Annotated in this window: 21 protein-coding genes; 8 read left to right on the top strand and 13 right to left on the bottom strand. The window is 35.9% G+C overall.

Annotated elements, in window-relative coordinates; genetic code table 11:
• Positions 1-114: 114 nt before the first annotated feature.
• The 5 genes from ACLMCG_RS00980 to ACLMCG_RS00960 all read right to left on the bottom strand — a co-directional run bounded on the left by ACLMCG_RS00980 (position 115) and on the right by ACLMCG_RS00960 (position 9,332).
• Positions 115-2,352: a TonB-dependent receptor plug domain-containing protein gene (locus tag ACLMCG_RS00980; protein ID WP_213279591.1), complete on the bottom strand. Its 2,238-nt coding sequence runs from the start codon at positions 2,350-2,352 to the stop codon at positions 115-117.
• A 43-nt stretch (positions 2,353-2,395) separates the two neighbouring features.
• Positions 2,396-3,205 (bottom strand): 3-deoxy-8-phosphooctulonate synthase, encoded by an 810-nt coding sequence (kdsA, locus tag ACLMCG_RS00975; RefSeq protein ID WP_047385197.1) that lies wholly within the window; start codon positions 3,203-3,205, stop codon positions 2,396-2,398.
• 417 nt (positions 3,206-3,622) lie between these two features.
• Positions 3,623-4,147: a DUF1697 domain-containing protein gene (locus ACLMCG_RS00970; protein WP_413958433.1), complete on the bottom strand. Its 525-nt coding sequence runs from the start codon at positions 4,145-4,147 to the stop codon at positions 3,623-3,625.
• Between the two features lie 128 nt (positions 4,148-4,275).
• Positions 4,276-5,769 carry a hypothetical protein gene (locus ACLMCG_RS00965; protein WP_413958432.1) on the bottom strand — a complete coding sequence of 498 codons (1,494 nt, stop codon included), beginning with the start codon at positions 5,767-5,769 and terminating at the stop codon, positions 4,276-4,278.
• Between the two features lie 77 nt (positions 5,770-5,846).
• Positions 5,847-9,332, bottom strand: a complete 3,486-nt coding sequence (locus tag ACLMCG_RS00960) for a DUF2723 domain-containing protein (RefSeq protein ID WP_413958431.1) — start codon at positions 9,330-9,332, stop codon at positions 5,847-5,849.
• 222 nt (positions 9,333-9,554) lie between these two features.
• On the opposite strand from ACLMCG_RS00960, the gene ACLMCG_RS00955 reads away from it, so the two are divergent.
• The 5 genes from ACLMCG_RS00955 to ACLMCG_RS00935 all read left to right on the top strand — a co-directional run bounded on the left by ACLMCG_RS00955 (position 9,555) and on the right by ACLMCG_RS00935 (position 16,286).
• Positions 9,555-10,592, top strand: coding sequence for a PLP-dependent cysteine synthase family protein (locus ACLMCG_RS00955; protein WP_413958430.1), 1,038 nt, complete (start codon positions 9,555-9,557; stop codon positions 10,590-10,592).
• Positions 10,593-10,676: 84 nt separating this feature from the next.
• Entirely contained in the window at positions 10,677-11,948 is a 1,272-nt protein-coding gene (locus tag ACLMCG_RS00950; RefSeq protein WP_223600989.1) for an aminotransferase class I/II-fold pyridoxal phosphate-dependent enzyme, read from the top strand.
• A 63-nt stretch (positions 11,949-12,011) separates the two neighbouring features.
• Entirely contained in the window at positions 12,012-12,890 is an 879-nt protein-coding gene (locus ACLMCG_RS00945; protein WP_413958429.1) for a DMT family transporter, read from the top strand.
• A 246-nt stretch (positions 12,891-13,136) separates the two neighbouring features.
• Positions 13,137-13,898, top strand: coding sequence for a hypothetical protein (locus tag ACLMCG_RS00940; protein ID WP_223600746.1), 762 nt, complete (start codon positions 13,137-13,139; stop codon positions 13,896-13,898).
• A 198-nt stretch (positions 13,899-14,096) separates the two neighbouring features.
• The gene (locus ACLMCG_RS00935; RefSeq protein WP_413958428.1) at positions 14,097-16,286 is read left to right on the top strand and encodes a B12-binding domain-containing radical SAM protein; all 2,190 of its coding nucleotides are present in this window, start codon (positions 14,097-14,099) and stop codon (positions 16,284-16,286) included.
• 291 nt (positions 16,287-16,577) lie between these two features.
• Here the strand turns inward: ACLMCG_RS00935 and ACLMCG_RS00930 are convergent, their stop codons facing one another.
• From ACLMCG_RS00930 to atpD, 3 genes are all read right to left on the bottom strand, one after another.
• Entirely contained in the window at positions 16,578-17,396 is an 819-nt protein-coding gene (locus tag ACLMCG_RS00930) for a hypothetical protein (protein ID WP_413958427.1), read from the bottom strand.
• A 78-nt stretch (positions 17,397-17,474) separates the two neighbouring features.
• Positions 17,475-17,756 (bottom strand): FoF1 ATP synthase subunit delta/epsilon, encoded by a 282-nt coding sequence (locus ACLMCG_RS00925; RefSeq protein WP_077417074.1) that lies wholly within the window; start codon positions 17,754-17,756, stop codon positions 17,475-17,477.
• An 88-nt stretch (positions 17,757-17,844) separates the two neighbouring features.
• Positions 17,845-19,353, bottom strand: a complete 1,509-nt coding sequence (gene atpD / locus ACLMCG_RS00920; protein ID WP_149832333.1) for a F0F1 ATP synthase subunit beta — start codon at positions 19,351-19,353, stop codon at positions 17,845-17,847.
• A gap of 216 nt (positions 19,354-19,569) precedes the next feature.
• On the opposite strand from atpD, the gene ACLMCG_RS00915 reads away from it, so the two are divergent.
• Positions 19,570-20,496, top strand: coding sequence for a bifunctional riboflavin kinase/FAD synthetase (locus tag ACLMCG_RS00915; RefSeq protein WP_413958426.1), 927 nt, complete (start codon positions 19,570-19,572; stop codon positions 20,494-20,496).
• The gene (locus tag ACLMCG_RS00910) at positions 20,480-21,523 is read left to right on the top strand and encodes an acyltransferase family protein (RefSeq protein ID WP_413958425.1); all 1,044 of its coding nucleotides are present in this window, start codon (positions 20,480-20,482) and stop codon (positions 21,521-21,523) included. The genes ACLMCG_RS00915 and ACLMCG_RS00910 overlap by 17 nt, the downstream gene beginning before the upstream one ends.
• 16 nt (positions 21,524-21,539) lie before the next feature.
• On the opposite strand, the gene ACLMCG_RS00905 is transcribed toward ACLMCG_RS00910, so the two are convergent.
• Both ACLMCG_RS00905 and ACLMCG_RS00900 read right to left on the bottom strand, forming a co-directional pair.
• Entirely contained in the window at positions 21,540-22,031 is a 492-nt protein-coding gene (locus ACLMCG_RS00905; RefSeq protein WP_413958424.1) for a hypothetical protein, read from the bottom strand.
• Positions 22,032-22,114: 83 nt separating this feature from the next.
• Positions 22,115-22,468, bottom strand: a complete 354-nt coding sequence (locus ACLMCG_RS00900) for an MmcQ/YjbR family DNA-binding protein (protein ID WP_413958423.1) — start codon at positions 22,466-22,468, stop codon at positions 22,115-22,117.
• Positions 22,469-22,586: 118 nt separating this feature from the next.
• Here ACLMCG_RS00900 and ACLMCG_RS00895 point away from each other — a divergent pair, with 118 nt between their 5' ends.
• On the top strand, positions 22,587-23,243 hold the full coding sequence (locus ACLMCG_RS00895; RefSeq protein ID WP_413958422.1) for an NAD(P)H-binding protein: 657 nt from the start codon (positions 22,587-22,589) through the stop codon (positions 23,241-23,243).
• Positions 23,244-23,344: 101 nt separating this feature from the next.
• Here ACLMCG_RS00895 and ACLMCG_RS00890 read toward each other — a convergent pair whose 3' ends face one another.
• The 3 genes from ACLMCG_RS00890 to ACLMCG_RS00880 all read right to left on the bottom strand — a co-directional run bounded on the left by ACLMCG_RS00890 (position 23,345) and on the right by ACLMCG_RS00880 (position 25,207).
• Entirely contained in the window at positions 23,345-23,860 is a 516-nt protein-coding gene (locus tag ACLMCG_RS00890; RefSeq protein WP_413958421.1) for a VOC family protein, read from the bottom strand.
• 73 nt (positions 23,861-23,933) lie between these two features.
• Positions 23,934-24,509, bottom strand: a complete 576-nt coding sequence (locus tag ACLMCG_RS00885; protein WP_413958420.1) for a glutathione peroxidase — start codon at positions 24,507-24,509, stop codon at positions 23,934-23,936.
• A gap of 35 nt (positions 24,510-24,544) precedes the next feature.
• Positions 24,545-25,207 (bottom strand): outer membrane lipoprotein-sorting protein, encoded by a 663-nt coding sequence (locus ACLMCG_RS00880; protein ID WP_223600755.1) that lies wholly within the window; start codon positions 25,205-25,207, stop codon positions 24,545-24,547.
• Positions 25,208-25,290 lie beyond the last annotated feature (83 nt).

The raw sequence follows: 25,290 nt of genomic DNA, 5'->3' as shown, positions 1-25,290 counted from the left end.
TATAAAATTTGGTAATGTTGTTACAAAATTCGGGTAAAATAAAAGCTCCCGAATTTCTCCGAAAGCTCTTATTTATTTTTTGAGAGATTAACATCAACCTCATCTTTTAATTTTTTACAGTTTAAACTCTAACTTCACATTAAAGAAACGTCCTGTAAGACGTACCGGAACAGGATACATATAATTGCTGTTATAATCAGTGATCCATTGGTTCGCTACAGTGTTGTTAATGTTAAATGCGTTGAAAACCTGAACGCCTAATGTCAGCTCCTCGAAATTACCCCAGAATCCTGATCTCTTATTTTTTTCTTTTGGATCAATGAATACTTTTGTCAATCCTAAATCTACTCTTTTATAAGAAGGAAGGGTCTGTTGATAATTATATGCCGCATTAAAATCCGGCTGCCCATTACTGTTGAATAGTACAGGAGCACCTGTAGGCAATCCCATAGCATATACTAAAGTAAGGTTTACGCGCATTGACGGGAAGCTTGGCATATAATCCTGATAGAACATCGCAAATCTTAATCTCTGATCTGTAGGTCTTGGAATATCGCCTTTTCCATCAATATTTTCGTATACTCTGGCATAACTCGCAGATAACCACGAATCTACACCAGGTACAAATTCTCCAAATAATCTTGTATCAATACCATACGCATATCCTTTGGAGTTATTCTGCCCGGAATAACGGATCCTCACATTATCCATATAATACGGAATCAGATTATCCATTTTCTTGTAGTAAAGCTCCGTAGTTAGTTTGAATGGTCTGTCATACATCTGGAACTCATAATCATTGGCAAGAATCACCTGAATAGAGCGCTGTGACTTTATATTGGAGTTAAAATTACCATCCAAATCTTTAATTTCTTTATAGAAAGGCGACTGATAGTAGATTCCTCCTGAAATTTTGAACAACATATCGCTGTCCCAATCAGGTTTTATAGCAAACTGGGCTCTTGGAGAGAATATCGTTTCTTTATTGAAGCTCCAATTCGCAACACGTACTCCGGCATTTACAAATACTTTACTGGCTCCCCAGTAGAACTTCTGTGAATATTGTGCATATGCTGAAACTCTTGTAGGTTCAATATTATTCTGTCCTGCAATATAATAAGCCAGTTTAAGATCACCGGTAGTTCCCGTTCTCGGATCGATGATTTCCGGTCTTGGAAGGCTGTATCCTGCGGAATCTACCAATTTCCATTCATTAGTAAGATCTTTCAGGTTTTCTTTCTCATATTTAAATCCAACTTCAAAGTCAGTGTTTACATTAGGAGAAAATTTGGCTCTGAACTGTGTACCGTATGTTCTTACAAATAAATCATTTCTTGCATGTTCTATCTGGCCTCCAACATCGAAAGAGGTCACAGGCTGCTGTGTTACCGGATCAAACGTCTGAAGTTCATATGCTGACTGAATGGTATAATATTCTCTTTCTCTATTCTGATACGCAAAAGCATCCAAAGTAAGCTTCCATTTGTCAGCCGGCTTATAATTCATGGAGAATGTCCCCATCATATTTTTATACTGGTCGTTTTCTTTACCCGCATATCCTATATTTACAGTGATAGGCTGCTGAAGACTTCCGAAAGTAACACTTTTTGCCTTAGGGATCATCTCGTAATCATTCTTGGAATAATATCCGATAAATGACATGGAGAATTTATCACTGACATGATAATTCAGATAAGACTGGAAATCCCAATACGTCGGGTTAAAGTCCGTATCTTCCTTCAAGGTATTAAGAACAAGATTGGTGTTTCTGTATCTTCCTGAAAATAAGGCTGTAAATTTTTTATTTTTTGAAGCTAGGCCTGTTGTCAGCCTACCTCCAATTAAACTGGCCTCTCCTGAAACTTCAAATTTTTCAGGTTCACGGTAATAGATATTTAAAGCAGAAGACATTTTATCACCATACTTGGCCTCAAATCCTCCTGCAGAAAAATTAACTGCAGAAACCATATCCGGATTGATGATACTCATCCCCTCCTGTTGAGAGTTTCTGATCAGGAAAGGTCTGTAGATCTCAATATCATTGATGTAGATAAGGTTTTCATCATAGTTTCCACCACGAACCATATATTGGGAAGACAGCTCGGTATTGGAGTTTACGGAAGGAAGTGTCTTAAGCAATCCTTCAATTCCACCGTTGATAGAAGCCACAGATTTTGCTTCTTTTGCTGAAATTCTCACATTGGTAAGGTCGTTTGTTCTTCCTGTTGCTTTTTTCTGGAAGACAACTTCCTCTATATCGGTTACTCTAGTGGTCGCTGTATCCTTTTTTCTTTGTTGGGAGAAAATCAGAAACGGGACCATAAGGCTTAGCGGTAAAACTAGTTTTTTCAAAAGAAATGTTTTAGAATTTCTAAAATTAATGTTTTTTTAACAATTACAAAATCGATTCTCTAATTCTTGTCAATTTTTGTAACAAATCTTCTAATAAATCTAATCTTAACATGTTGGCACCATCAGATAAAGCGGTTTCCGGTGTAGGATGTGTTTCAATGAAAATTCCGTCTGCTCCTACTGCAATTCCTGCTTTAGCAACAGTTTCAATAAGGTCTGGTCTTCCACCTGTAACTCCTGAATTCTGGTTAGGCTGCTGTAAAGAGTGTGTAACATCTAAAATAACCGGAGCATATTCTCTCATGGTAGGAATTCCTCTGTAATCTACGATAAGGTCTGTATATCCGAAAGAATTTCCTCTTTCAATAATCGCTACTTTCTGGTTGTCAGAATCTGTTACTTTCTGAACGGCAAACTTCATTGCTTCCGGTGAAAGGAACTGTCCTTTTTTCAGGGTAACACATTTTCCTGTTTTCGCAGCTGCGATTAATAAATCAGTCTGACGAACAAGGAATGCCGGAATCTGCAGAACATCTACATATTGTGCTGCCAGCGCTGCATGCTCATTTTCATGAATGTCCGTTGTTGTAGGAATATTGAAGGTCTCTCCCACCTTTTTAAGGATTTCAAGAGATTTTTCTTCACCAATGGTTGTGAAAGAGTCTACACGGCTTCTGTTAGCCTTTTTGAAACTCCCTTTGAAAATATAAGGAATATTATATTTATCTGTGATATTGATTACTTTTTCAGCAATTCTCAATGCCATATCTTCCCCTTCAATAATACAAGGTCCGGCAATAAGGAAAAAGTTTTTTGAATCTTTGTGCGAAATATTATCTAAATACTGAATCATTTTGTTGTAATTAAAAAGTTCAGTAAAAATACTGAGAAAGTTTCAGATTTGGAAATTATTTGGTTGCTTTAACAGGCTATGGTTGCAATAGTTTTTAACTCTTTTGGATTTTTGGTTATTAATTGATAGATGCTTCGACAGGCTCAGCATGACAACTCTAATACTAGCTGTTTTATTAATGTGTACCTTACAATAGACAATATGGTAATCAAAAGAAGATTGAATTTCCGGTTATGAATTGACAGATGCTTCGAGAGGCTCAGCATGACAACTCTAATACCAGCTGTTTTATTAATGTGAAAATTATAATAAACAATATAAAACAATCAATGTACAAACACGGCGAGGCCACATTACATTAATGTTATTTTTTAACGGTGTCATGCTGAGCCTGTCGAAGCATCCGCAATAATTTATTTAGAATTTCTTCAAAATCTTCTCAAATGTATTTACATTCCTGCTGGTCAACTGATCTTTAAGACTTTTCTTTCCTAAAACCTTCCCAAAGGTAGAATCTAAGGTATTCCCTTTCGGAACCTGCCAATAAAATATATCATTGATAATCTTCGCTTTTTCGTCTTCTGCCTGGACTGCTTTTTGAAACTCTTCCATCAAAACTTTTTCCACACCCGGAATTCCTACAAAACTATAAATATGGAAGTTTTCATTTTTCTCAAAAGGAATACTGCTCCAAAAAACCTCTGTCTCTGCCTGAGATTTTACAAACAAAAAAGCTTCATACGAAAAATATTCAGACATCGCTTTTTCAAGAATGGTCTTTAGTTCTTCCACGCTTTTATCTGAAGAAAACACAATATTTCCGGAAGCCAATATTGAGCTCACGTCTTTCATACCGGCATCTTTAAAAACCTGGCAGACATCAGCCATTTTCATATTGGTTCCTTTTACATTGACACCACGGAGAAAAGCACAGTATTTCATTTTTTCAGGGATTAGGGATTAGATACTAGGTTGCAGGTTGTAAGTTTGAGGGTTTGAGGGTTTGAGAGTGAAAAAGTTATGAGAACTCCTTATTTTTTAATCTTTAAATACTTAAATATTTCAATCTTTTAATCAACCCTAATGTACAAATTATAGTCTGTTCCGGAAGGTTTCAGGTTGTAAATTTTTTCCAGAATCTTATTATCACTTTTCAGATGATCTTTCACACGGAATTCTTTCAAGAGTCTGTAATGAGTTTGATAATACAATGAATTTGCACTGTTCCCTTCGTAAAGGTTTTGGTAAGAAAGAAGATATTTCGGTTTTCTTGTTTTTACGGTATTGATCCAGTAGTTTACTTTATCTTTTTTAATCTCTTCCTGAATCTGTTTATCAACCAATCCAACCTCATCAATTGTTTTTAATCCTGAAAAGTAAGGTACATAACCCGCAGGTTCCAGTAAGATCCATTGGTTTTTATCTTTTTCATATTGGTTTAAAAAGGTTCCAATTGTTCTGCGGTAGTTCCACTCTCCGTTTCCTGTTGCAATACAGTGAACAGTCTGGAAAATAAGCATTGGGAAAATATAGAAAATAACAAGTAATGACAACCACAGGTTTCTCTTCTCCTTTTGTTCCAGGACAAAAATAAGAACAGGAACGAAAAGCAGCAGCTGCGGTACCCAATAATACCAGTCGAACAAGCTTTTCTGAGAAATGAAAATAATCTGTTTTACCCATCCGAAAAGATAGATCATCCATAAAAAGTAGTTTCTCTTTTCTCTTTGTCTGATCAGATAAATAAAGCAAAGTAACTCAAAAATCAAGATCACAATAGTCATAGGATTGAAATCTCCGGGAACTTTCAGCATTCCCCAAAAGTTTCCGAAACTCTTAAAAAAGTAACCGATATGCTGTTGGATCGTAAAATTCTCACTATAAAGTAGTTTTTTCGCTGTAATGGTATTATTAACCAACTCACCAAAGTAAAGCCAGTTGAAAGCAACCGTGGATAAAACACCAAGAATACCTCCAAAAATATAATTCCATCTGATTTTTCTGTTCCAGAATATATCTACAAGAAATACAATTCCCAGGAATATGACGGTATCAATTCTTGTAAACATGATTAATACCGGAAGAAGTGTCAATACCCATTTTTTCCCTTTATGGAAACCATAATACAGCAATGCCATCTCAAGGAAAAACAGGATTCCGTACTCCATTCCGAGAATTGATATTTTAATTGCTGGCGGTAAAATACCGATCAAAAATATAAAGATTGCTTTATGCCACGGGTTTTTAAGAACCAAATGGGAAAGCAGTAAAGTTCCTATCGTAAACAGTATAGAATTAAAAATCAAAAGAGGTTCAATAAAGTTTTCTTTTCCAAAAACAAAATTGAAAAGGTAAGACACAAAAACATAAAGATGAGTGGTAGATGCAGAGATTTTGACATCTCCATTGAATCCGATTACTCCGTAATCCAGTAGATTTTGAGCCACTCTCCAGGTAATAAATGCATCTTCCTGAATATAGTGTGTTAATAAAAAAAGAAGTTTAAAAAGAACCGTAACAATTACGGCATAGATTGGGAATTTGCTATTTTGTGTTTCAGCCATTATGTATTTTTACTTTCACAAATATAGCCTTAATCCCAATAATAAAAAAACGGGACCGAAGTCCCGTTTTAAGTATTTTATTTAGTTGCTTTGATAATCGCAGTAGTAATCTGATTTTCTTTTTCTTTTGAATAAGTAGAATCATAAGGTTCCATGACATCAAATAAATACTGATAGAATGGCGTGATCTGCTGTACATTTTCAGACTCTTTCATCGCCTTCTCTTTGCCCATTTCCTGAAGATCTTTGACAAATATATTGAACTTCTTATCAATAGGCTCAATAGATTTTACAAGATAAGCATATGCTTTTTCTTTCTGCCCGATCTTCGTGTAAGCATCCGTTACGGCAGCTACTACAAGAGAATATTCCATAGGCTTTGTTCTCATCTGTCTTCTCAGGTAGCTTTGATCTGCTTTGGAAAGGCTTAAATAATAATCATATTCTTCAAAGATTCCTTTCTTAAGAACCTCAGCAATCTGAAGACCTTTCTGCTCCTGACCTGCAATGATATATCCTGATACAATAGAGCTTAATGAACGAGGGTCGTTATATTTCTCAGCAGGAATTTCTTTGGCTGCAAGATCCAGAATTTCTAATGCTTTAGCTTTCTGTCCGCTCAATGCAAGTGCTGCTGCAGCTCTGCTCGCTGACATTCTGTAGCTGATGATATTGGAAGTAGCCGTTTCATCAAAATGAGCATTTAAGTCTTTGAAGTTCCCCCATCTGAAGTTTTTCACTACATTATAAAGAGAATTCGTATCTACTCTTCCCATATCTCCATCAGCTGTCGGAGGTGTTTGGATAGGAATTAATCTGTAACTGAATCCGTCAAACTGAAGGTAATCGTTAAGATAGAAAATATTTTCACTGTCATAGATACCTCCTGATGAGAAGTTGATCGGACGTTTCCAGTCGAAGTTCGCTAAAAGATCCATCAGAATCAGGTTGTTCTTATACAATGTATTTCCTTTGTAAGTAATCATAATCTGATTGGCTACATTCGGAAGATCTTCTTTGTTGATGATTCCTGCTTTTAAAGCATTTTCTTTATTGACAGGAAGAATGAATTTATTTACCGGAAGGATATTGTATTTTTCAAATTTCTCTTCCCCGAAGTACATTTTCAACAACTCGTCTTTTTCAGGAGATTTGAATTTAATGAATTCAATAGCCTGTTTCAATGTTAAAGAATCCTGAGTAAGATACTTTCTGAAAGACTGGAATTCTGTTTCCGGTGCTCCCTGTTCTTTCAGCATAGAGAAAACACCTTCCCAATCTTCTTTCTTCATCATATAGATCTGGTCATTTACACCATCTCTGTAATCTTCGTGGGTCAGCTGGCTAGGGATTCCCATAGCGTTGTAAGTTCTTCTCTTGATCTGATCAAGGTTCCAGGGCGTTGAAGCAAGGGTAAAGTTCACTACCTTCACATCATCTCTGAATCTTTCTGTTTCCTGGATCGCCCAAACCGGATAAGTATCGTTATCTCCGTAAACGAAAAGGATATCGTTTTTCGGTAATGATTTTAAAACTGAATACGCATAATCGTAAGCGGTATATCTGTTGCTTCTGTCATGAACATTGTAGTTCTGGAAGCCCATCATGAAAGGTACACCTAATAAAACCACACCTAGAGCAATGTTAGCTCCGTTTGATTTTATTTTAGACTGCAAAAACCATAGAATTGCTCCTGCTCCCATACCAATCCATATCGCGAATGCGTAGAATGAACCTACCATTGCATAATCTCTCTCTCTTGGCTCAAAAGGTTTTACCCCTGTATAGAAAATAATCCCTACACTTGTTAATATAAATAAAGATAACAATGCATAGAATCTTCCGAAGTCTCTGTTTAACTGGAAAAAGAACCCAATCAGACCTAAAATCAACGGAAGGAAGAAGAATTTTACCGTACTTTCATTTTTGAATTTAGCAGGCAGTTTATCCTGATTTCCTACATTTACATTATCTACGAAAGGAATTCCGGAAATCCAGTTTCCTTTTGTACTCTCCATGTTTCCTTCAAGGTCGTTCTGTCTTCCTACGTAGTTCCACATCAAATATCTTACAAAGTAGTATCCGTTCTGGAAAGAAATGAAATACTCCATATTCTGAAGGAATGAAGGCTTCTGAACATTGATAAGGTTATAAGGTTTTACTTTCAGATAATCTGAAGCGGTGATCGACTTGTCTTCGTATTTTGCTCTCAGCTCATCAAAAATCTGCTTAGCCTGTGGATTGTCTGCCACATCTTCATTTCCATAATTGAATGTAAAATCAGGGGCACCATACATTGAAATATAGTTAGCCATTACATCCTTATCTTCATTAAACATTCTCGGCATTAAGCTTACCTGAGATTTGTTGAAAACGTAATTGAAACGGTCTCCTGTCTTTCTGTACGTTCCGGTTTTCTCGTCTTTTTCGTAGATCTCACCGGTTTTTTGTGTCTTAAAGCTTCCGTCTTCATTTTTCTCGATTCCGTTAGCATCAAGGAAAGCTGTATAATTCTGTCCATAGATTGTTGGCCAGTCACCATACTGCTCTCTGTTATAATAGTCCAGCATACCAATTGCAGTATCAGGATCATTAAGGTTCATCGGTGGATTAGCATTGGCTCTGATAGGAATAACCATCCAGCAAGAGAACCCGATCATCATGAAAACCACAGATAACGCAGCAGTCTGGTAGATGTTTTTCTTTGCTTTTCTTGCATATTTGATTAAGAAATAGCAGATCGCTACCATTAAAACAAAAGCAGCAATTGTTCCGGAGTGGAAAGGAAGTCCAAGGCCATTTACAAAGAAAATCTCAAGTCTTCCGAACATCGTCATAATCAAAGGGAAGATAATTTTGAAAACAATAATCAAAATTCCCAGTGTAATAAGGTTTGCCCAGATAAAGTTTTTCCAGGTAAACTTATAATTTCTTGCATAATATACCAGACATACTGCAGGAATTGCCAGCATACCCATCATATGCACCCCTACAGAAAGTCCTAAAACGAAGAAAATAAGAATAATCCATCTTTCACTGTCTCCCGCTTTGTACTCATTTTCCCATTTGGTGATTAACCAGACCAAAAGCGCAATAAACATAGAAGCCATAGAGTAAACCTCTCCTTCTACTGCAGAGAACCAGAAGGTATCTGAGAAGGTAAAGCAAAGTGCTCCTACTGCTCCTGCAAATAAAATAGAGATTTCCTGATGTTTTGTAATTTCTTCAAAATCTTTGTTTAGAAGTCTTCTCACAAAGTGAGTTATCGTCCAGAACAAAAATAAAATAGTCAGCGCACTGAACAATGCAGACATCGCGTTGATCACGATGGAATAATTTTCGCCTTTCCCTAATGCAAAAATGGCTGCCACGGCACCCACTATCTGGAATAAAGCAGCTCCGGGAGCGTGCGTTACTTCAAGTTTTACTGCAGAAGAAATGTACTCGCCACAATCCCAAAAACTGAAATTGGGTTCTATGGTGGACAAGTACGTGAAAAACGCAATGACGAAAATCACCCATCCTAAAACGGTGTTCCATTGCCTAAAAGTCCAATTTTTCATAGTATTAAATCAATTATGCGAAAATAAGGCTTTTATCTTATTTTATGCGGGTTTTAACAAAATTTAAAAATTTTGGCGTAGTATTTGCGAATATAGACCTGTCAAAACTGCAAATAAGAAAATAAGTTTTATAAAACTAAGCCCTAGAAATCAAACAAAAGTTTAGTAATTATTTATTTTTTTGTATTTTTGCAGTCAGATTTTTATTGAAAATAACAAATAATGAGTAATGTTTACGATAATATTCTTGGCCTAATAGGACATACTCCTATGGTGAAGCTAAATACTGTTACAAAAGATATTCCAGCAACCGTTTATGCCAAGTTAGAATCATATAATCCTGGACATTCCACCAAAGACCGAATCGCACTTCACATTATAGAGAACGCAGAAAAAAAAGGCCTTTTAAAAGAAGATTCTGTAGTTGTAGAAACTACATCCGGTAATACCGGGTTTTCTATTGCGATGGTATGTATCATTAAGGGATATAAGTGTATTCTTGCAGTAAGTGATAAAACAAAACCTGAGAAAATTGCTTATCTGAAAGCATTGGGTGCTACGGTGTATATATGCCCAGCCAATGTACCGGCAGATGATCCGAGATCATACTATGAAGTTGCTAAAAGAATCGCCCAGGAAACTCCTAATTCTATTTACATCAATCAATATTTTAACGAGCTGAATATTGATGCGCACTATCAGACTACAGGTCCCGAGATCTGGGAACAGACGGAAGGTAAGATCACTCACCTTTTTGCCTGCACCGGAACCGGAGGTACGCTATCGGGTTCAGCAAAGTTTTTGAAAGAGAAAAACCCTGATATCAAGATTATCGGAGTAGATGCAGATGGCTCTATACTAAAAAGCTATCATGAGACAGGAGAAATTCACAAAGAAGATGTACATCCTTATCAGATTGAAGGAATGGGTAAAAACCTGATTCCTGCTGCCCTGCTTTTCGACAAGGTGGATGAATTTGTAAGGGTAAATGATGAAATGTCGGCGTACAGAACCCGTGAAATTGCTTTAAAGGAAGCTATTATGGGAGGTTATACTACCGGAGCTGTAACACAGGGATTGATGCAGTATGCCCAGTCTCATGAGCTTACAGAAAATGACATGGTTGTTTTAATATATCCTGACCACGGTTCAAGATACATCACTAAAGTTTACAGTGATCAATGGATGGCCGAACAGGGATTTGTCAACAACTGTGTTCACAATTATGACGAAGTTTTCAAAACTGAGTTTATCAAATAAAAACGAATAAAATCACGATACAAATAAAGCCTTTTGCGTATACAGACAAAAAAGGCTTTATTACTTAAAAATTATGATACAATGTTGGATATTTTTGAAAGAATAAAAGAAAATCCAGGACCACTTGGACAATTTGCAGATTATGGTGAAGGCTATTTTATTTTCCCAAGATTAGAGGGACCTATCGGCCCTAGAATGCAGTTTCAGGGGAGAGAAGTAATTTTCTGGAGTGCCAATGACTATTTAGGATTGTGTAATCATCCTGAAGTAATAGAAGCGGATGCAAAAGCGGCTGCAGAATATGGAATGTTCTATCCAATGGGAGCAAGAGCGATGTCTGGAGAAACAGATCAGCACCTTCAGCTGGAAAGAGAATTGGCAGACTTCGTAAAAAAAGAATCAGCATACTTATTGAATTTCGGTTACCAGGGAATGGTTTCTACCATTGATGCTTTGGTGAGCAGAAATGATGTAATTGTTTATGATATGGATTCTCATGCCTGCATCGTGGATGGAGTAAGACTTCATTCCGGGAAAAGATTTACCTACAAGCATAACGATATGGCAAGTCTTGAGAAAAACCTTCAGAGAGCAACTAAGGTAGCTGAAGAAACAGGAGGAGGTATTCTTGTGATTACAGAAGGGGTTTTCGGAATGAGAGGCCAGCAGGGGAAAATCAAAGAAATCTGCGATCTTAAATCTAAATACCAGTTCAGACTATTAGTAGATGATGCCCATGGTTTCGGGACACTTGGTAAAACAGGTGCCGGTGTAGGTGAAGAACAGGACTGTAATGATCAGATTGATGTATACTTCTCTACATTTGCTAAATCAATGGCTGGTTTCGGAGCATTCCTTGCGGGTGACAAAGAAATCATCAGATATCTGAAGTTCAACCTTAGATCACAAATCTTCGCAAAATCTCTTACGATGCCAATGGTAATCGGAGGATTAAAAAGATTGGAGCTGTTGAGATCAAAACCTGAGATCAAAGCTAAACTTTGGGAGAATGTTTATAAACTACAGAACGGACTTAAAGAAAGAGGATTCAACATTGGAGATACCAACACTTGTGTAACTCCAGTAATGATGCAGGGAACTCCGGTAGAAGCAACTCTACTGGTAAAAGACTTAAGAGAGAATTACGGTATTTTCACCTCTGTGGTAGTATATCCGGTCATTCCAAAGGGAATGATTCTTTTAAGATTAATTCCTACCGCTTCCCATACGGATGCAGAAATTAATGAAACTCTGGCTGCATTTGAAGCAATTCATGATAAATTAGTAAGTGGTTACTATAAAGAGCAGGAACAAAAATTACTGCAGGAACAAGGATTAAGTTTTAAACCGATTTAATTTAAAAATAAAAAAACCACTGATTGATTCAGTGGTTTTTTATTTAAATACCAATAACAATACATGAAACTTAGAGGTTACGCATTGGGGATTCTGTCAGCTGTTTCCTATGGACTGATTCCGATTTTTATTCTGCCTATCAAGCAGGCACATTTTTCATTGGATATTACTCTGTTCTATAGATTTTTCTTTTCAGCCTTAATGGTTGGAGGATATTTGCTGTATTCCAAAGAAAGTTTTAAAATCAATAAAAAAGAAGCATTAATCCTGGCCATACTTGGAGTCTGCTATGCTCTTTCTTCAGAGTTTTTGTTTTTAGGGTATGATTTTCTTACTGCCGGAATTGCTTCTACTGTTTTATTTATTTATCCGGTTATCGTAGCCTTGATTATGTTTTTCTTTTACAAGGAGAAGCTTACCAGATTATCCGTTGTTTCTTTGCTTCTTGCTTTCACAGGAGTTATTGTGTTGTGCCTGAAAGGTAACGGATTGGGAATTAATTTTACAGGATTGGGAATTGTAATGCTTAGCTCATTATTCTATGCGCTGTATATGGTTATTGTTAACAAATCGAATATGAAGGTTTCCGGATTTAAGCTTACTTTCTACTCTATGCTTTTCACATCCACGTTCTTTATGACCAAAGCTGTGGCCGCTCATGAGTCGTTCGCCATTCCTTCAGCAGAAACCTTTTTTAACTTCCTTATTTTTGCATTCCTTACTACAGTGATCTCCAGCCTTTGTCTTGTATATGCAATCAAATATATCGGATCTACTCCTGTATCTATTCTAGGTGCTCTTGAACCGGTAGTTGCTGTGCTGATCAGTGTACTGATGTTCCATGAAAAGTTCACCAGCAACTTACTGATCGGGATTACTCTTATTTTGATGGGCGTTACTTTAAATGTCATTACAGACCGTAAAAATCTGAATCATGCATAAACTGTAAGGCTTGCCTAGGCATTATCTGCTGGTAATACTTCTTTCTCTGAATAGTAATTTATGATACAAATAAGATCGATTTATTAATTAAAAAAAGAACTTACCAGTATCTTTGTATCTGATTTGAAAAATATTAAAAAATAAGGCCGTCTCTCTGGCATAAAAAAATTTATCTGACTATATTGCAATGGTCTATTGATGGGCATTCCCTCCTATAACAGATCAATGCATTTAGTTTAAAAGCCGATGAAAGAATTACAAAAACTCACGAAAGATCAACTATACAAAAGACTCAAAGAAAAATCCGAAAATCTATATACGATCGCTCACGAAGCTCTGGAAAACAATTTCTTCAATGAAAGCTCTTTAGATGAAGAAAGTCTTGCCGAGTTTCTTGAAATGCTGGATGATGAAACAGCAGAAAAAATAAAAGACGCTTCACTTCACATTAATAATGAAGACGACGCTCCTGAAATTATACTTATAGAGAACGAAAACAGCACTTCCCTTGAATTGATTACCGAAGAAAATGAAGGTTATAAAATCATTCTCATAGAAGATGATATTCATTTATCCAAAACCCTTTTTGTTGAAGACTATATCGTTCTCATTACAACAGGTAATATACAGGCAGAAAATATCATCATCAACGGTTCACTTTACTGTGCCGGAAATGTTACGAGCAAAGTATTATTCGGAGCATCAGGCAATGATAATGAAACGTATATCGGTGGAAGTATTATGACTTCTCTGATTGCAGAAAACGGACACTATACTGTTGCCGAAGGAAATATATATTCCAGATATTTAATTAGTTTTCATAATGAAATAACAGGAAAAACAGGAAAGTTCATCGAGAATATCAGCCTGGAAAAACCCAGTGAAATTGGATTACTGAACCCCGAAATTCTGGACGAAGACGGATATTTTGATGAAGATTCTTTTTTAAACTTTATTGATCACAATCCTCCGGATGCCTTATTTGTTAAACCGACTAACTTATTTTGATACATCGATTATCCTAACATCATCATTCTGTAGGAGTAACTACTATTCACAATTGCTGCAGAATGGTAAAGTGATTAAATCCCCATAGGAGCTGATTCTCAGAAACCAAAGCGCCAAAGACTTTTCTTCACTGTTTATAATCAGGAGAAAAAATTTTTTTCTGAAAAAACTTTAGAATAACTTTGCAAAAAATTTCTGTTGAAAGACCTGCTTCTTATTACTCCGCCTTTTACCCAACTCAATACTCCTTATCCAGCAACGGCTTATATTAAAGGATTTTTAAATACCAAAAATATTTCCGCGTATCAGATAGATTTGGGGATTGATGTTATATTGGAATTATTCTCAAAAGACGGAATTCAGAAAGTTTTCAGCAAGAAAATTGATCTCCAGAATATCTCTGAAAATTCTCAGAGAATCTTTGCATTAAGAGAAGAATACATCAAAACCATAGATCAGGTTATTCTGTTTTTACAGGACAAAACGCCCACGTTGGCAAGACAGATCTGCAGTATGAATTTCCTTCCTGAAGCTTCCCGTTTCAACCAGCTGGACGATATGGAATTTGCTTTTGGAAATATGGGACTCCAGGATAAAGCCAAACATTTGGCAACTTTATACTTAGAAGACATATCAGATTATATTGTTGAAAATATAGATTATGATTTTGGTTTCAGCAGATACGCTGAACGTCTCGGAAAAAGTGCCAATTCTTTTGATGAATTATATTCAAAATTATCTGGTGGTCAAACGTTTATTGATGAATTTACATTAAAAATTCTTCGTGAAAAAATAGAAGTGGTTCAGCCGAAACTGGTTTGTTTTTCAATCCCTTTTCCCGGCAATCTGTACTCTGCTTTTAAATCTGCACAATGGATCAAAAAGAATCATCCTCACATCAAAATTGCAATGGGTGGTGGTTTTCCCAATACCGAGTTAAGGGAAATTAAAGACCAGAGAGTTTTTGAATTCTTTGATTTTATTACCTTAGATGATGGTGAACTTCCTATTGAACTTCTTCACCAAAATTTAGAAATTTCCAATGAGGAAGGTGAATTTAAAAGAACTTTTCTCATCGAAAATCAAGAAGTTGTTTATAAGAATAATTCTAAAAGACACGATTACAAACAAGCTGATATCGGTACTCCGGATTATACGGACTTAAGACTTGATCAATATATTTCCGTTATCGAAATCGCCAATCCCATGCACAGTTTATGGAGTGATGGAAGATGGAACAAACTTACGATGGCTCATGGATGCTATTGGGGAAAATGTACGTTTTGTGATATTTCATTAGATTATATAAAAATCTACGAACCTATTTCTGCTAAAATTCTGGTAGACCGGATTGAAGAATTAATTAAAACAACAGGTGAAACCGGATTCCATTTTGTGGATGAAGCTGCACCGCCTGCCCTGATGAGAGAAGTTGCTCTGGAAATCCTCAGAAGAAATCTTGTCGTTACCTGGTGGACGAATATCCGTTTTGAAAAAAGCTTTACCCGTGATTTATGCTACCTTCTAAAACTTTCAGGATGTGTTGCTGTTTCCGGAGGGCTTGAAGTCGCCAGCGACCGATTGTTAAAATTAATTGACAAAGGAGTTTCTGTGGAACAGGTTGCCAATGTAACAAGAAATTTTACAGAAGCCGGAATTATGGTACATGCTTATCTGATGTATGGCTACCCTACTCAAACTGTTCAGGAAACGGTTGATTCTCTGGAAATGATTCGGCAAATGTTTGAAATGGGAATTCTTCAAAGTGGTTTCTGGCATCAATTTGCCATGACTGCCCATTCACCTGTCGGAATGAAGCCGGAAGATTTTGGCGTTGTTCCGGTAAAACAAGAAATTCTGTTTGCCAATAACGATATAGACTTTCAGGATAAAACCGGAATCGATCACAGCAAGTTCAGCTTCGGATTAAAAAAATCATTGTTCAATTTTATGCATGGAGTGAATTTTGAATTACCACTTCAGGAATGGTTTGATTTTAAAATTCCAAGAACAACAATTCATCCGGACTATATTCACGACTGTCTTTTAGATGATGGCCAGTTTCAATTGAAGACCAACTCCAAAGTTGTCTTTCTGACAAAAAATGTAATCGCTGAGAATCGCGTAAAAAATAAAAAGAAATATTCTGGTACGTATACATTACTTACATTCCACTTAAAAACCAATATAGTGAAGGTGGAACTGGAACAGGAAAAGGCAGAATGGCTGATGAATGTACTGAAAGAGAATTCTATTGAAAACGCAAAAAAACCTACTATTCAACAACTTAAGAACCAATTTGAAGAGAATTTTGAAGATTTTGAACTGTTCTGGTTTTCAAAACCGATGCAGCAATTGAAAGAAAATGGAGTGATTTTAAGTTTATAAAAATTTTCATTTTTTTCTCAGGGATTTTTAAAATTGAGAATTTTCTTTGAGTTTTCTTTTCCTGAATATATAAAATCTGTTTTGATAGGATCATAATATCTCACAAAAAACATACATCAAAATTTCTCACCATCATCGAATAAAAACGGCAAAATATTCCCCTCCTCCGGAGGGGTGGCGAAAATTCAAAGAATTTTTGACGGGGTGGTAGATTAAGAAACCAAATGAAATATCATCTATAATAAAAAAACGGGCTAAAGCCCGTTACTATTGATACAAAAGATATTTCTTTTAATTAGGACTTTCTTTTGAAACAGTACCCACAGATACTTTTTCCTGTATTTTAATAAAATTAGGATCCATGATAGCCATGCGCTCTGCAAGTGCTTTATAAGTTGGAAACTTTAGAATAGAAGCTCTCCCAGACATTTCCTTGTAAATGGTGAAAGATTTTCCGCCTGCGGTCTTTAATTGCTTTGTGGTAGTAATATATCTCCCGATAAGTTTACTTTTAGCATCGTAAATCTCAATATCTATGGATGTTTTATCCATGATGGTATCATCTGAGCCGAAACTTACAGGCAGATTGGTAAAATATCCTACCGGAACACCATTACTTAAGATCTCTCCCACTTTATTGACCTCAATATTCATCTTATCGATTTTCTTTCTGATGGCATAAGCATCTTTAGTTTTAGTATCCAGCTTTCTTTTGGGAACATTTGAAAAGATTTCGTCAAGATTTTTCACATTGATTCCTTTATTATCAATGATTTTAAGATCCTTAACCGAAGTAAAAACTGCTGACTTCTCTTCACCGGAGAACGCCGAAGGTGATGAATAATCAATCTCAATCGTTTTGTCCCTGTTATATACTCTATTGATGCTGATATAGCTGTCGCGAACAGAATCAACGATACTTTTATCAATGAATTTTATGGTATACATCGGGGTCTCCTTGAGATCCATAAACGTATATTCGCTGGATTTGCTGGACAGTTTCGCTACCGGAATGCCGTCCAGATTGACAATTCCTCTCTTTGTTTTGATATTCTGAGCATGGAGGAAAACACCCAGAACTGTAAAGAATATGACTATGCCTCTCTTCATACAATCAGACTTTTACAAATAAAAAAAGTGTAACACAAAGTTACACTTTCTTGAAAATATATTTAGCTTTTCATTTAATTATTCACAAAGGATAATTCCTTTATCATGATTAAATTCTACAACACCGCTTTTGATAGCATAAGCAAAAACAGAGTCTTTTCCAGCTTCTTTGGTAAAGTTTTTAGCAAAAGCCTCATCAATAGAATTAGCAAAAAGCTTTACATTACCTCCGATCAAAGAAGAAACAATTCCCGCGTGGTTTTTCATGATGTGAAATTCACCATTTTTCCCAGGCAATAATACTGAGTCTACTTCTCCTTCAAAAACTACGTATTCTGGTGTTAAAATTTTTATATTCATTTTAAGTTAGATTTGAAGATTTCAGATTTCAGATTTCAGACAACGTTAAAGTCTCATGTCTGGTATCTTTTATCTTTATGTCTAATTATTAAGCGTTTTCAGCTAACATTTTTTGTCCTGCTTCGATAGCTTCCTCGATAGTTCCTTTCAAGTTGAAAGCAGCTTCTGGTAAGTGATCTAGTTCACCATCCATAATCATAGTAAATCCTTTGATTGTGTCTTTGATGTCTACCAATGATCCTGGGATACCTGTAAACTGTTCTGCAACGTGGAAAGGCTGAGATAAGAATCTCTGAACTTTTCTTGCACGGTATACAACAGATTTATCTTCTTCAGAAAGTTCTTCCATACCAAGGATTGCGATGATATCCTGAAGAGCTTTGTATCTTTGAAGAATTTCTTTTACTCTTTGAGCACAGTCATAATGTTCCTGACCGATAACTTCCGGAGCAAGGATTCTTGAAGTAGAAGCCAATGGATCTACCGCTGGATAGATACCTAATGAAGCAATCTTTCTGTCAAGTACCGTAGTTGCATCCAAGTGAGCAAACGTAGTTGCAGGAGCCGGGTCAGTTAAGTCATCCGCAGGTACGTATACCGCTTGTACTGAAGTAATTGAACCGTTTTTAGTTGAAGTAATTCTTTCCTGCATCGCACCCATTTCAGAAGCAAGAGTTGGTTGGTAACCTACCGCTGATGGCATACGACCAAGAAGTGCAGATACCTCAGAACCAGCCTGTGTAAAACGGAAGATGTTGTCTACGAAGAAAAGTACATCTCTACCTTGTCCGCTTTCTCCACCGTCTCTGTAGTACTCAGCTAATGTAAGACCAGAAAGTGCTACTCTAGCTCTTGCACCAGGCGGCTCGTTCATCTGTCCGAAAACGAATGCAGCTTTTGAATCTTTCATAGCTTCTAAGTCTACTTTAGAAAGATCCCAACCTCCGTTTTCCATAGAGTGCATGAAATCATCACCATACTTGATAATACCTGATTCCAACATCTCTCTCAAAAGGTCATTTCCTTCTCTCGTTCTTTCACCTACTCCGGCAAATACAGAAAGACCTCCGTGTCCTTTTGCAATATTGTTAATCAACTCCTGGATCAATACTGTTTTACCTACACCGGCACCACCGAACAAACCAATTTTACCTCCTTTTGCGTAAGGCTCAACTAAGTCGATTACTTTAATACCTGTAAATAAAACTTCTGCAGAAGTTGAAAGTTGATCAAATTTTGGAGCTGGTCTGTGAATTGGTAGACCACCATCCTTAGAAATATCTTGAAGTCCGTCGATAGCATCACCAACAACGTTGAATAGTCTTCCGTTTACAGCCTCTCCGATTGGCATCATAATAGGATTTCCGAATCCAATTACGTCCTGCCCTCTTTTAAGACCGTCAGTAGCGTCCATTGCGATACATCTTACTGTATCTTCGCCAATATGTTGTTCTACCTCTAAAACTACTTTTTCACCGTTTTCTTTTGTAATTTCTAACGCGTCATAGATTGCTGGAACAGCTTCCACATCTGTGAAGACAACGTCGATTACCGGACCAATAATTTGAGAAATTTTACCTTTAATTTGGTTTGCCATTGCTAAATTTTTTCTTGGTGCAAATATAGTGATTCTTCATAAACCCGCAATTGGTAAAAAAAAGATTTTTATCATGCTTTTGAGAATAGATTATTTTACTATTATACGGATAAAACAATGAAACTGTACTGCAATATTAAGGTTATAGGGATTACACCATTGTTATATTGATACATTGGCACATTATTTCTATATTTGCAGTCAAATTTTTCCGTTTTGAAAGTTTTCAAGAATTTTACAGATTATTCCTCGCAGAAGCCTTTAGCATTGTCTTTAGGAATGTTTGACGGGGTACATCTCGGGCACAAGAGCATTATTGATGAACTGACTAAAGTAGGTACAGAGAACAATCTGGAAACTGCTATCCTTACTTTCTGGCCACATCCAAGGTTTGTTTTTAATCCTAATGAAGATTTAAAACTTCTGAATACCTTAGAAGAAAAAAAGCAGCTGGTTGAAAAATACGGTGTTGATAATCTGTTCCTGAAGGAGTTTGATGAAGAATTCAGAAACTTAACCGGAGAAGAATTTGTACGTCAGATTTTAATTGATAAGCTCAACGTTAAATACCTTATTATAGGATACGATCATTCTTTCGGAAAAAACAAAAGCGGAAATTTTGAACTTCTTCAGAAATTATCCAAAGAGCTTGATTTTGATGTGGAACAAATGGAAGCAATCAATATTCACGAAAATAATATCAGTTCTACGAAAGTACGTAATGCCCTTTTAACAGGAAATATTAAGGATGCCAATGAAATGCTGGGATACTCCTACTCTGTTTCAGGAACTGTTGTTCATGGGAAGAAAATTGGGAGAACAATTGGATATCCCACAGCAAATATTGATACGGAACCTATTAAGCTTTTACCTAAGAAAGGAGCTTATATTGTAGAAGTATTCGTAAAAGGCAACCAATACAAAGGAATGCTGAGCATCGGAACCAATCCTACAGTAAATGGCGAGAAATTAACTGTTGAAGTTTATATCCTTGATTTTAATGATGATATTTATGATGAGAAAATTACGGTAAGCTTCAGGGATTTTCTTCATGACGAAATAAAATTTGAAGGTCTTGAAAAACTGATTGAAAGGCTGGATGAGGATAAAAGATTAACACAGGCGTATGATTTCAAGGAGTAATAATTTTGATTTTCTAAGGCTTGTTTTTGCAAGTCTTGTTATTATTACCCACTCCTATGCTCTTTCCGGAGCTACTCAAGGCGATCCTTTATCACAACTTACCAACAGCCAGATGGAATTCTCTTATCTGGGAGTTCATGGTTTTTTTATTATCTCCGGATATTTAATTTTCAAAAGCCTGCTTCGCTGCAAAGGTCTGCTTGATTATTACTGGAAAAGACTGTTAAGACTGTTTCCTGCGTTATTTGTAGTGCTTTTTCTCACCGTTTTGCTGGCACCTGCAGTGTATGAAAGTTCTGTTCCTTATTTACAGAACAAATCCGTTTACACTTACATTCCTCAAAATTTAACCCTGTTTTTCCGTCAGAAAGGTATTGACGGTGTTTTTGAAAACAATCCTTACAAACATAGTATCAATGGGAGTTTATGGACCATATGCTACGAATTCAGCATGTATGTAATGGTCTCTTTGCTATTCTTTATCCGTAAAAAAGCTTTTGTAAAAACCGTTGTTATCCTGTTATTTATATCAAGTTATATCTTAACTATTTTTCAGCCTTATTTTCTATATGGAGTATTCGTGAAACTGGGACTGGGAAGTAATCATTTTTACAATCTGATGTGCTTTTTTGCAGGAGGAATGGTACTGACTTACCTCAATGCCAGTAAAAGGACAGAAAACATACTTATTATAGCTTCCTTTATTGTTCTTATTGTAAGTGTATATTTGAATATTTCCCAATATACCTGTTATATTACACTGCCTTTACTGGTTATTCTTATTGGGGAGAGATCTACCCGATATCTCAATAAAGTAGGAGAAGTAATTGGAGACACATCGTACGGAATTTATATTTATTCTTTTCCGATACAGCAGGCGCTAGTCTATTTTTTTAAGTTTGACACTGTTATGCTATTTATATTTTCATTGCCACTTTCAATTCTACTTGGATATATTTCATGGCATCTGATTGAAAAGAGAGCATTAAGTTATAAAGATTTATTTGCTAAAAAGGCTATTCAGTGATGAATAGCCTTTTTATTTATTTCAATACTTTTAGGTAAACTTTCTGAGTTTCATTATTCAGTTTCACAGTAGGAAACTGCTTATCATAATCAATAAATATATCTCCTTTTTCATCAGCTTTTCCGTTGCCATCAGAATCCCAGCTTATTGTTACATAATATTTTGCAGGTCCTGCAGGTTTTGGATTGATCTTGCTTTCAGCATCTTTAGGTATTGGCAGATTGATGGTGAAAGGTATCGATTTCTGCTCGTATTCTTTTTCTGTAATTAAAGTAGCGGGAGCATCAGCCAGCTTTTCGTCCATTCCATATAAGCTTACCTTTAGCAATGCATTCTTTATGGTAAAATTATCTGTTCCTGAAAATTCTATTTTAATATTTTCGGGAAGTGTTTCAGAAGCTGAGACAGCTGAAGCTGGATTTTCAGCAGTACTTTTCTTTACTGGCTTGGTGCAGCTTGACAGCATCAATGTACCCGCTGCTACGAATAATAAAAGGTGGTTTCTCATTTGTTCTTTATTTTGTTACTAGGTAAAGTATATTTCACTGGTCATAGATAACAAATTTCATACCTCAATTTATTCTTACTATCTTATAGAGAATTTACTGCATTCTGAGCCTTCTTTGTCAGGGATTTAAAAACCAAATCATAGGAATGGTCAATGAGTTTAAAGATCAGATCTCTTTTCAAACCATCTGCTGTTACGGAATTCCAATGAGTTTTGTTCATGTGATAAGCGCCTGTGATCTGAGGATACTGTTGACGCAGTTCTGCACTCCATTCCGGATCTGTTTTTACATTTATCGATAACGGCTGCCTTTCAAGGCCCATCAGTAAAAACATTTTGGTATCTACTTTCAGTACAAGAGTCTCGTTATCAAACGGAAAGCTTTCCGTAACTCCTTTTTTGGCAAGACAGTAATCTAAAATTTCGTTGGCATCCATGCAATTATTAGTAATGGGTGATAAGCAATTAGTAATGATTAAATGATATAATTCTTTAATCTTTAATTCAAATTTAGTAAATTTAAGAAAGAAATAATCTCACAAAACCACAATTATTATGAAAGCTTTGGTAATAGGTGCTACAGGTGCCACAGGAAAAGATCTTGTCAATCAGTTATTGAATGACAAAGAGTTTGATGAAGTGGATATCTTTGTAAGAAAGCCTGTTGATATTCAAAATGATAAGCTAAAAGTTCATGTGGTGAATTTTGAAAAACCAGAGGAATGGAAAGATATGGTGAAAGGAGATGTAGCGTTTTCATGTCTGGGAACCACTTTAAAGGATGCCGGAAGCAAAGAAGCCCAGAAAAAAGTAGACTTTGACTATCAATATGAATTTGCGAAAGCTGCGAAAGATAATGAAGTAGAAGATTATATTCTGGTCTCGGCTTACGGAGCGAATCCACAGTCTAAGATTTTCTATTCTAAAATGAAAGGTGAACTGGAAGAAGCTGTAAAACAGCTGCATTTCAATAAGATCACTATTTTCAAACCAGGAATGCTGGAACGAACAAATTCTGAGCGAACCGGAGAAGTTTTAGGCAGCCGGATTATAAAGTTTGCCAATAAACTGGGGTTGTTAGAAAGTCAAAAGCCACTACCCACCAATATTCTTGCAAAAGCAATGATCAAATCTTCAAAAATAAAAAGTAACGGATACTCCAGCATAAAGCTGGGTAACATCTTTTGTTTTGCGGAAAAGACCAATGAATAATTAAAAGATTCGGGGTTCGGGACGCGAGGTAATATGATTCATGCCAAAGATGAAAACCTTCTTATTAATTTCTCTAAACCCTAAATCCTGCAACCTCCTAATTACTTTGTGGTTTTGCTGTTCATTTTCTGTCCTAACTTTTCATATTCAATATCATTAGGTTCCCAAAGTTCTATTTTGTTTCCTTCTATATCCATTATATGAACAAATTTTCCATATTCATAAGTCTCCATTTTATCAACAATGGTGACATTTTCGTTTTTTAGCTGCCCGATTAGTTTTTCAAGGTTTTGTACCCGGTAATTAATCATAAAATCTTTTTCTGAAGGCTGAAAATATTTTGTTTTTTCACTGAAAGGACTCCATTGGCTAAATCCTTTTTTAGAATTATCGGCTCCCTGATACCACTCAAATACAGATCCGTATTCATTGGTGGCAAGTCCCAGATGACTTTGATACCATTCTCTCATTTTTTTAGGATCTTTACATTTAAAAAAGATTCCACCGATACCGGTTACTCTTTTCGTTTCATCAGATTTATTTTCTGTAACGGCTTTAAAAGCAAATCCTAATATAAAGGAAGCCAGGACACAAAGGGTAAAAATTATTTTCTTCATAAGGAATCATTAATGGTTATAAAATAAAAAAAGTGGATGTAACCACCCACTTGTAAAAATATACTTTTTCTCTTTATTTCAGATATTTTGTAATGGCCTGATCAGTAGGCTTTGTAGTACTTACAAAAGAATCAATCAGTTTTCCATTTTCGTCTACCAAGAATTTGGTAAAGTTCCAAAGAATAGTTGTGTTCTTTACTCCGTTTAACTCCTGTTCTGTTAAGTATTTGAATATTGGAGCCGTATCATCTCCTTTCACGGAAACTTTAGCTGCCAAAGGGAATGTCACTCCGTAATTTTTCTGGCAGAAAGCGCCAATTTCGGTATTGGTTCCTGGTTCCTGTCCTCCAAAATTATTGGCAGGAAATCCTACGACAACCAATTTATCTTTATATTCCTCATATACCTTCTCAAGATCAGCATACTGAGGGGTAAACCCACATTCTGAAGCGGTATTGACGATCAGGATTTTCTTTCCTTTGAAATCTGCAAAATTGATTTCTTTTCCGTCAAGACTTTCTACTTTGAAGTCGTATATTGTTTTTCCCATAAGTTCAGTGGTTTTGGCTTTAGAAATTTCACTTTTTTGGTTGGTGCAGCTTTGCAGGAATGCTATACAGGAAAGCAGCAGTAAAAAAATATTTTTCATTTTTTATCATTTTATGCAGGCGGGCTGCAGTTGAATTAAAATTTAAAAATGTTAGCCGGAAAAACTTTATTGATTTCTACTTTGTTTAGTAGCATCACATAATCTCCGTCTTTTTTGGTACTGGAAGATTCAATTCTGAAAGGCATGATAATGTTTCCAACTTTTTTAAAATCAGAATAGATCAGTGTTTCATCTTTTTTCACTTCTTTTAAAAGCATATAAGTCTTTGTATCAAAATAATACATATTCTTATTCACATTTTTGGTAAGTTCTACTTTATGGCAGTAGATGTCTCCAACTTTTTCTTTTCCAAGGTATTTGGCATCAAAACCTTTATTTTCCCAATCAATGAAGTCATTATCAAAACTTTCCGGTATATATTCAGGGTATTCCTGAAGTTTATTTGCAGCATAGTTCATTGCATACCCTTTTGTTCCATCGAAACCTTCAATTGCCGTTTCTTTTCCCCCGGTAGTAATTAATGTTTTAGTAAGATTTGGACGCTGCTGATAAATTTTTATCGGATATTCATCTTTGATTCCCAATACCACTTTTCCCTGAAGCAATACAGAATTTAAAAGTTTCCAATTGGTTAACCCTCCGGATAATTCAATGTTTTTGTCTATAATTTCCTTTGCGGTCTGTGCCAATATCACATGCGAAAATATCAGTCCAAATACTAATAGTAACTTCTTCATTAATTTTATTTATAAATTCAAATATAGGGGGATTTATGTAAAATTGCAAAAAAAGGCGAAAGAGCAAATCTGTGAATCTGCTT

This window comes from Chryseobacterium sp. S90, assembly GCF_047444895.1.
In the GTDB taxonomy this organism is placed as follows: Bacteria; Bacteroidota; Bacteroidia; order Flavobacteriales; family Weeksellaceae; genus Chryseobacterium.
This window is presented reverse-complemented; position numbering and strand designations above follow the sequence as displayed.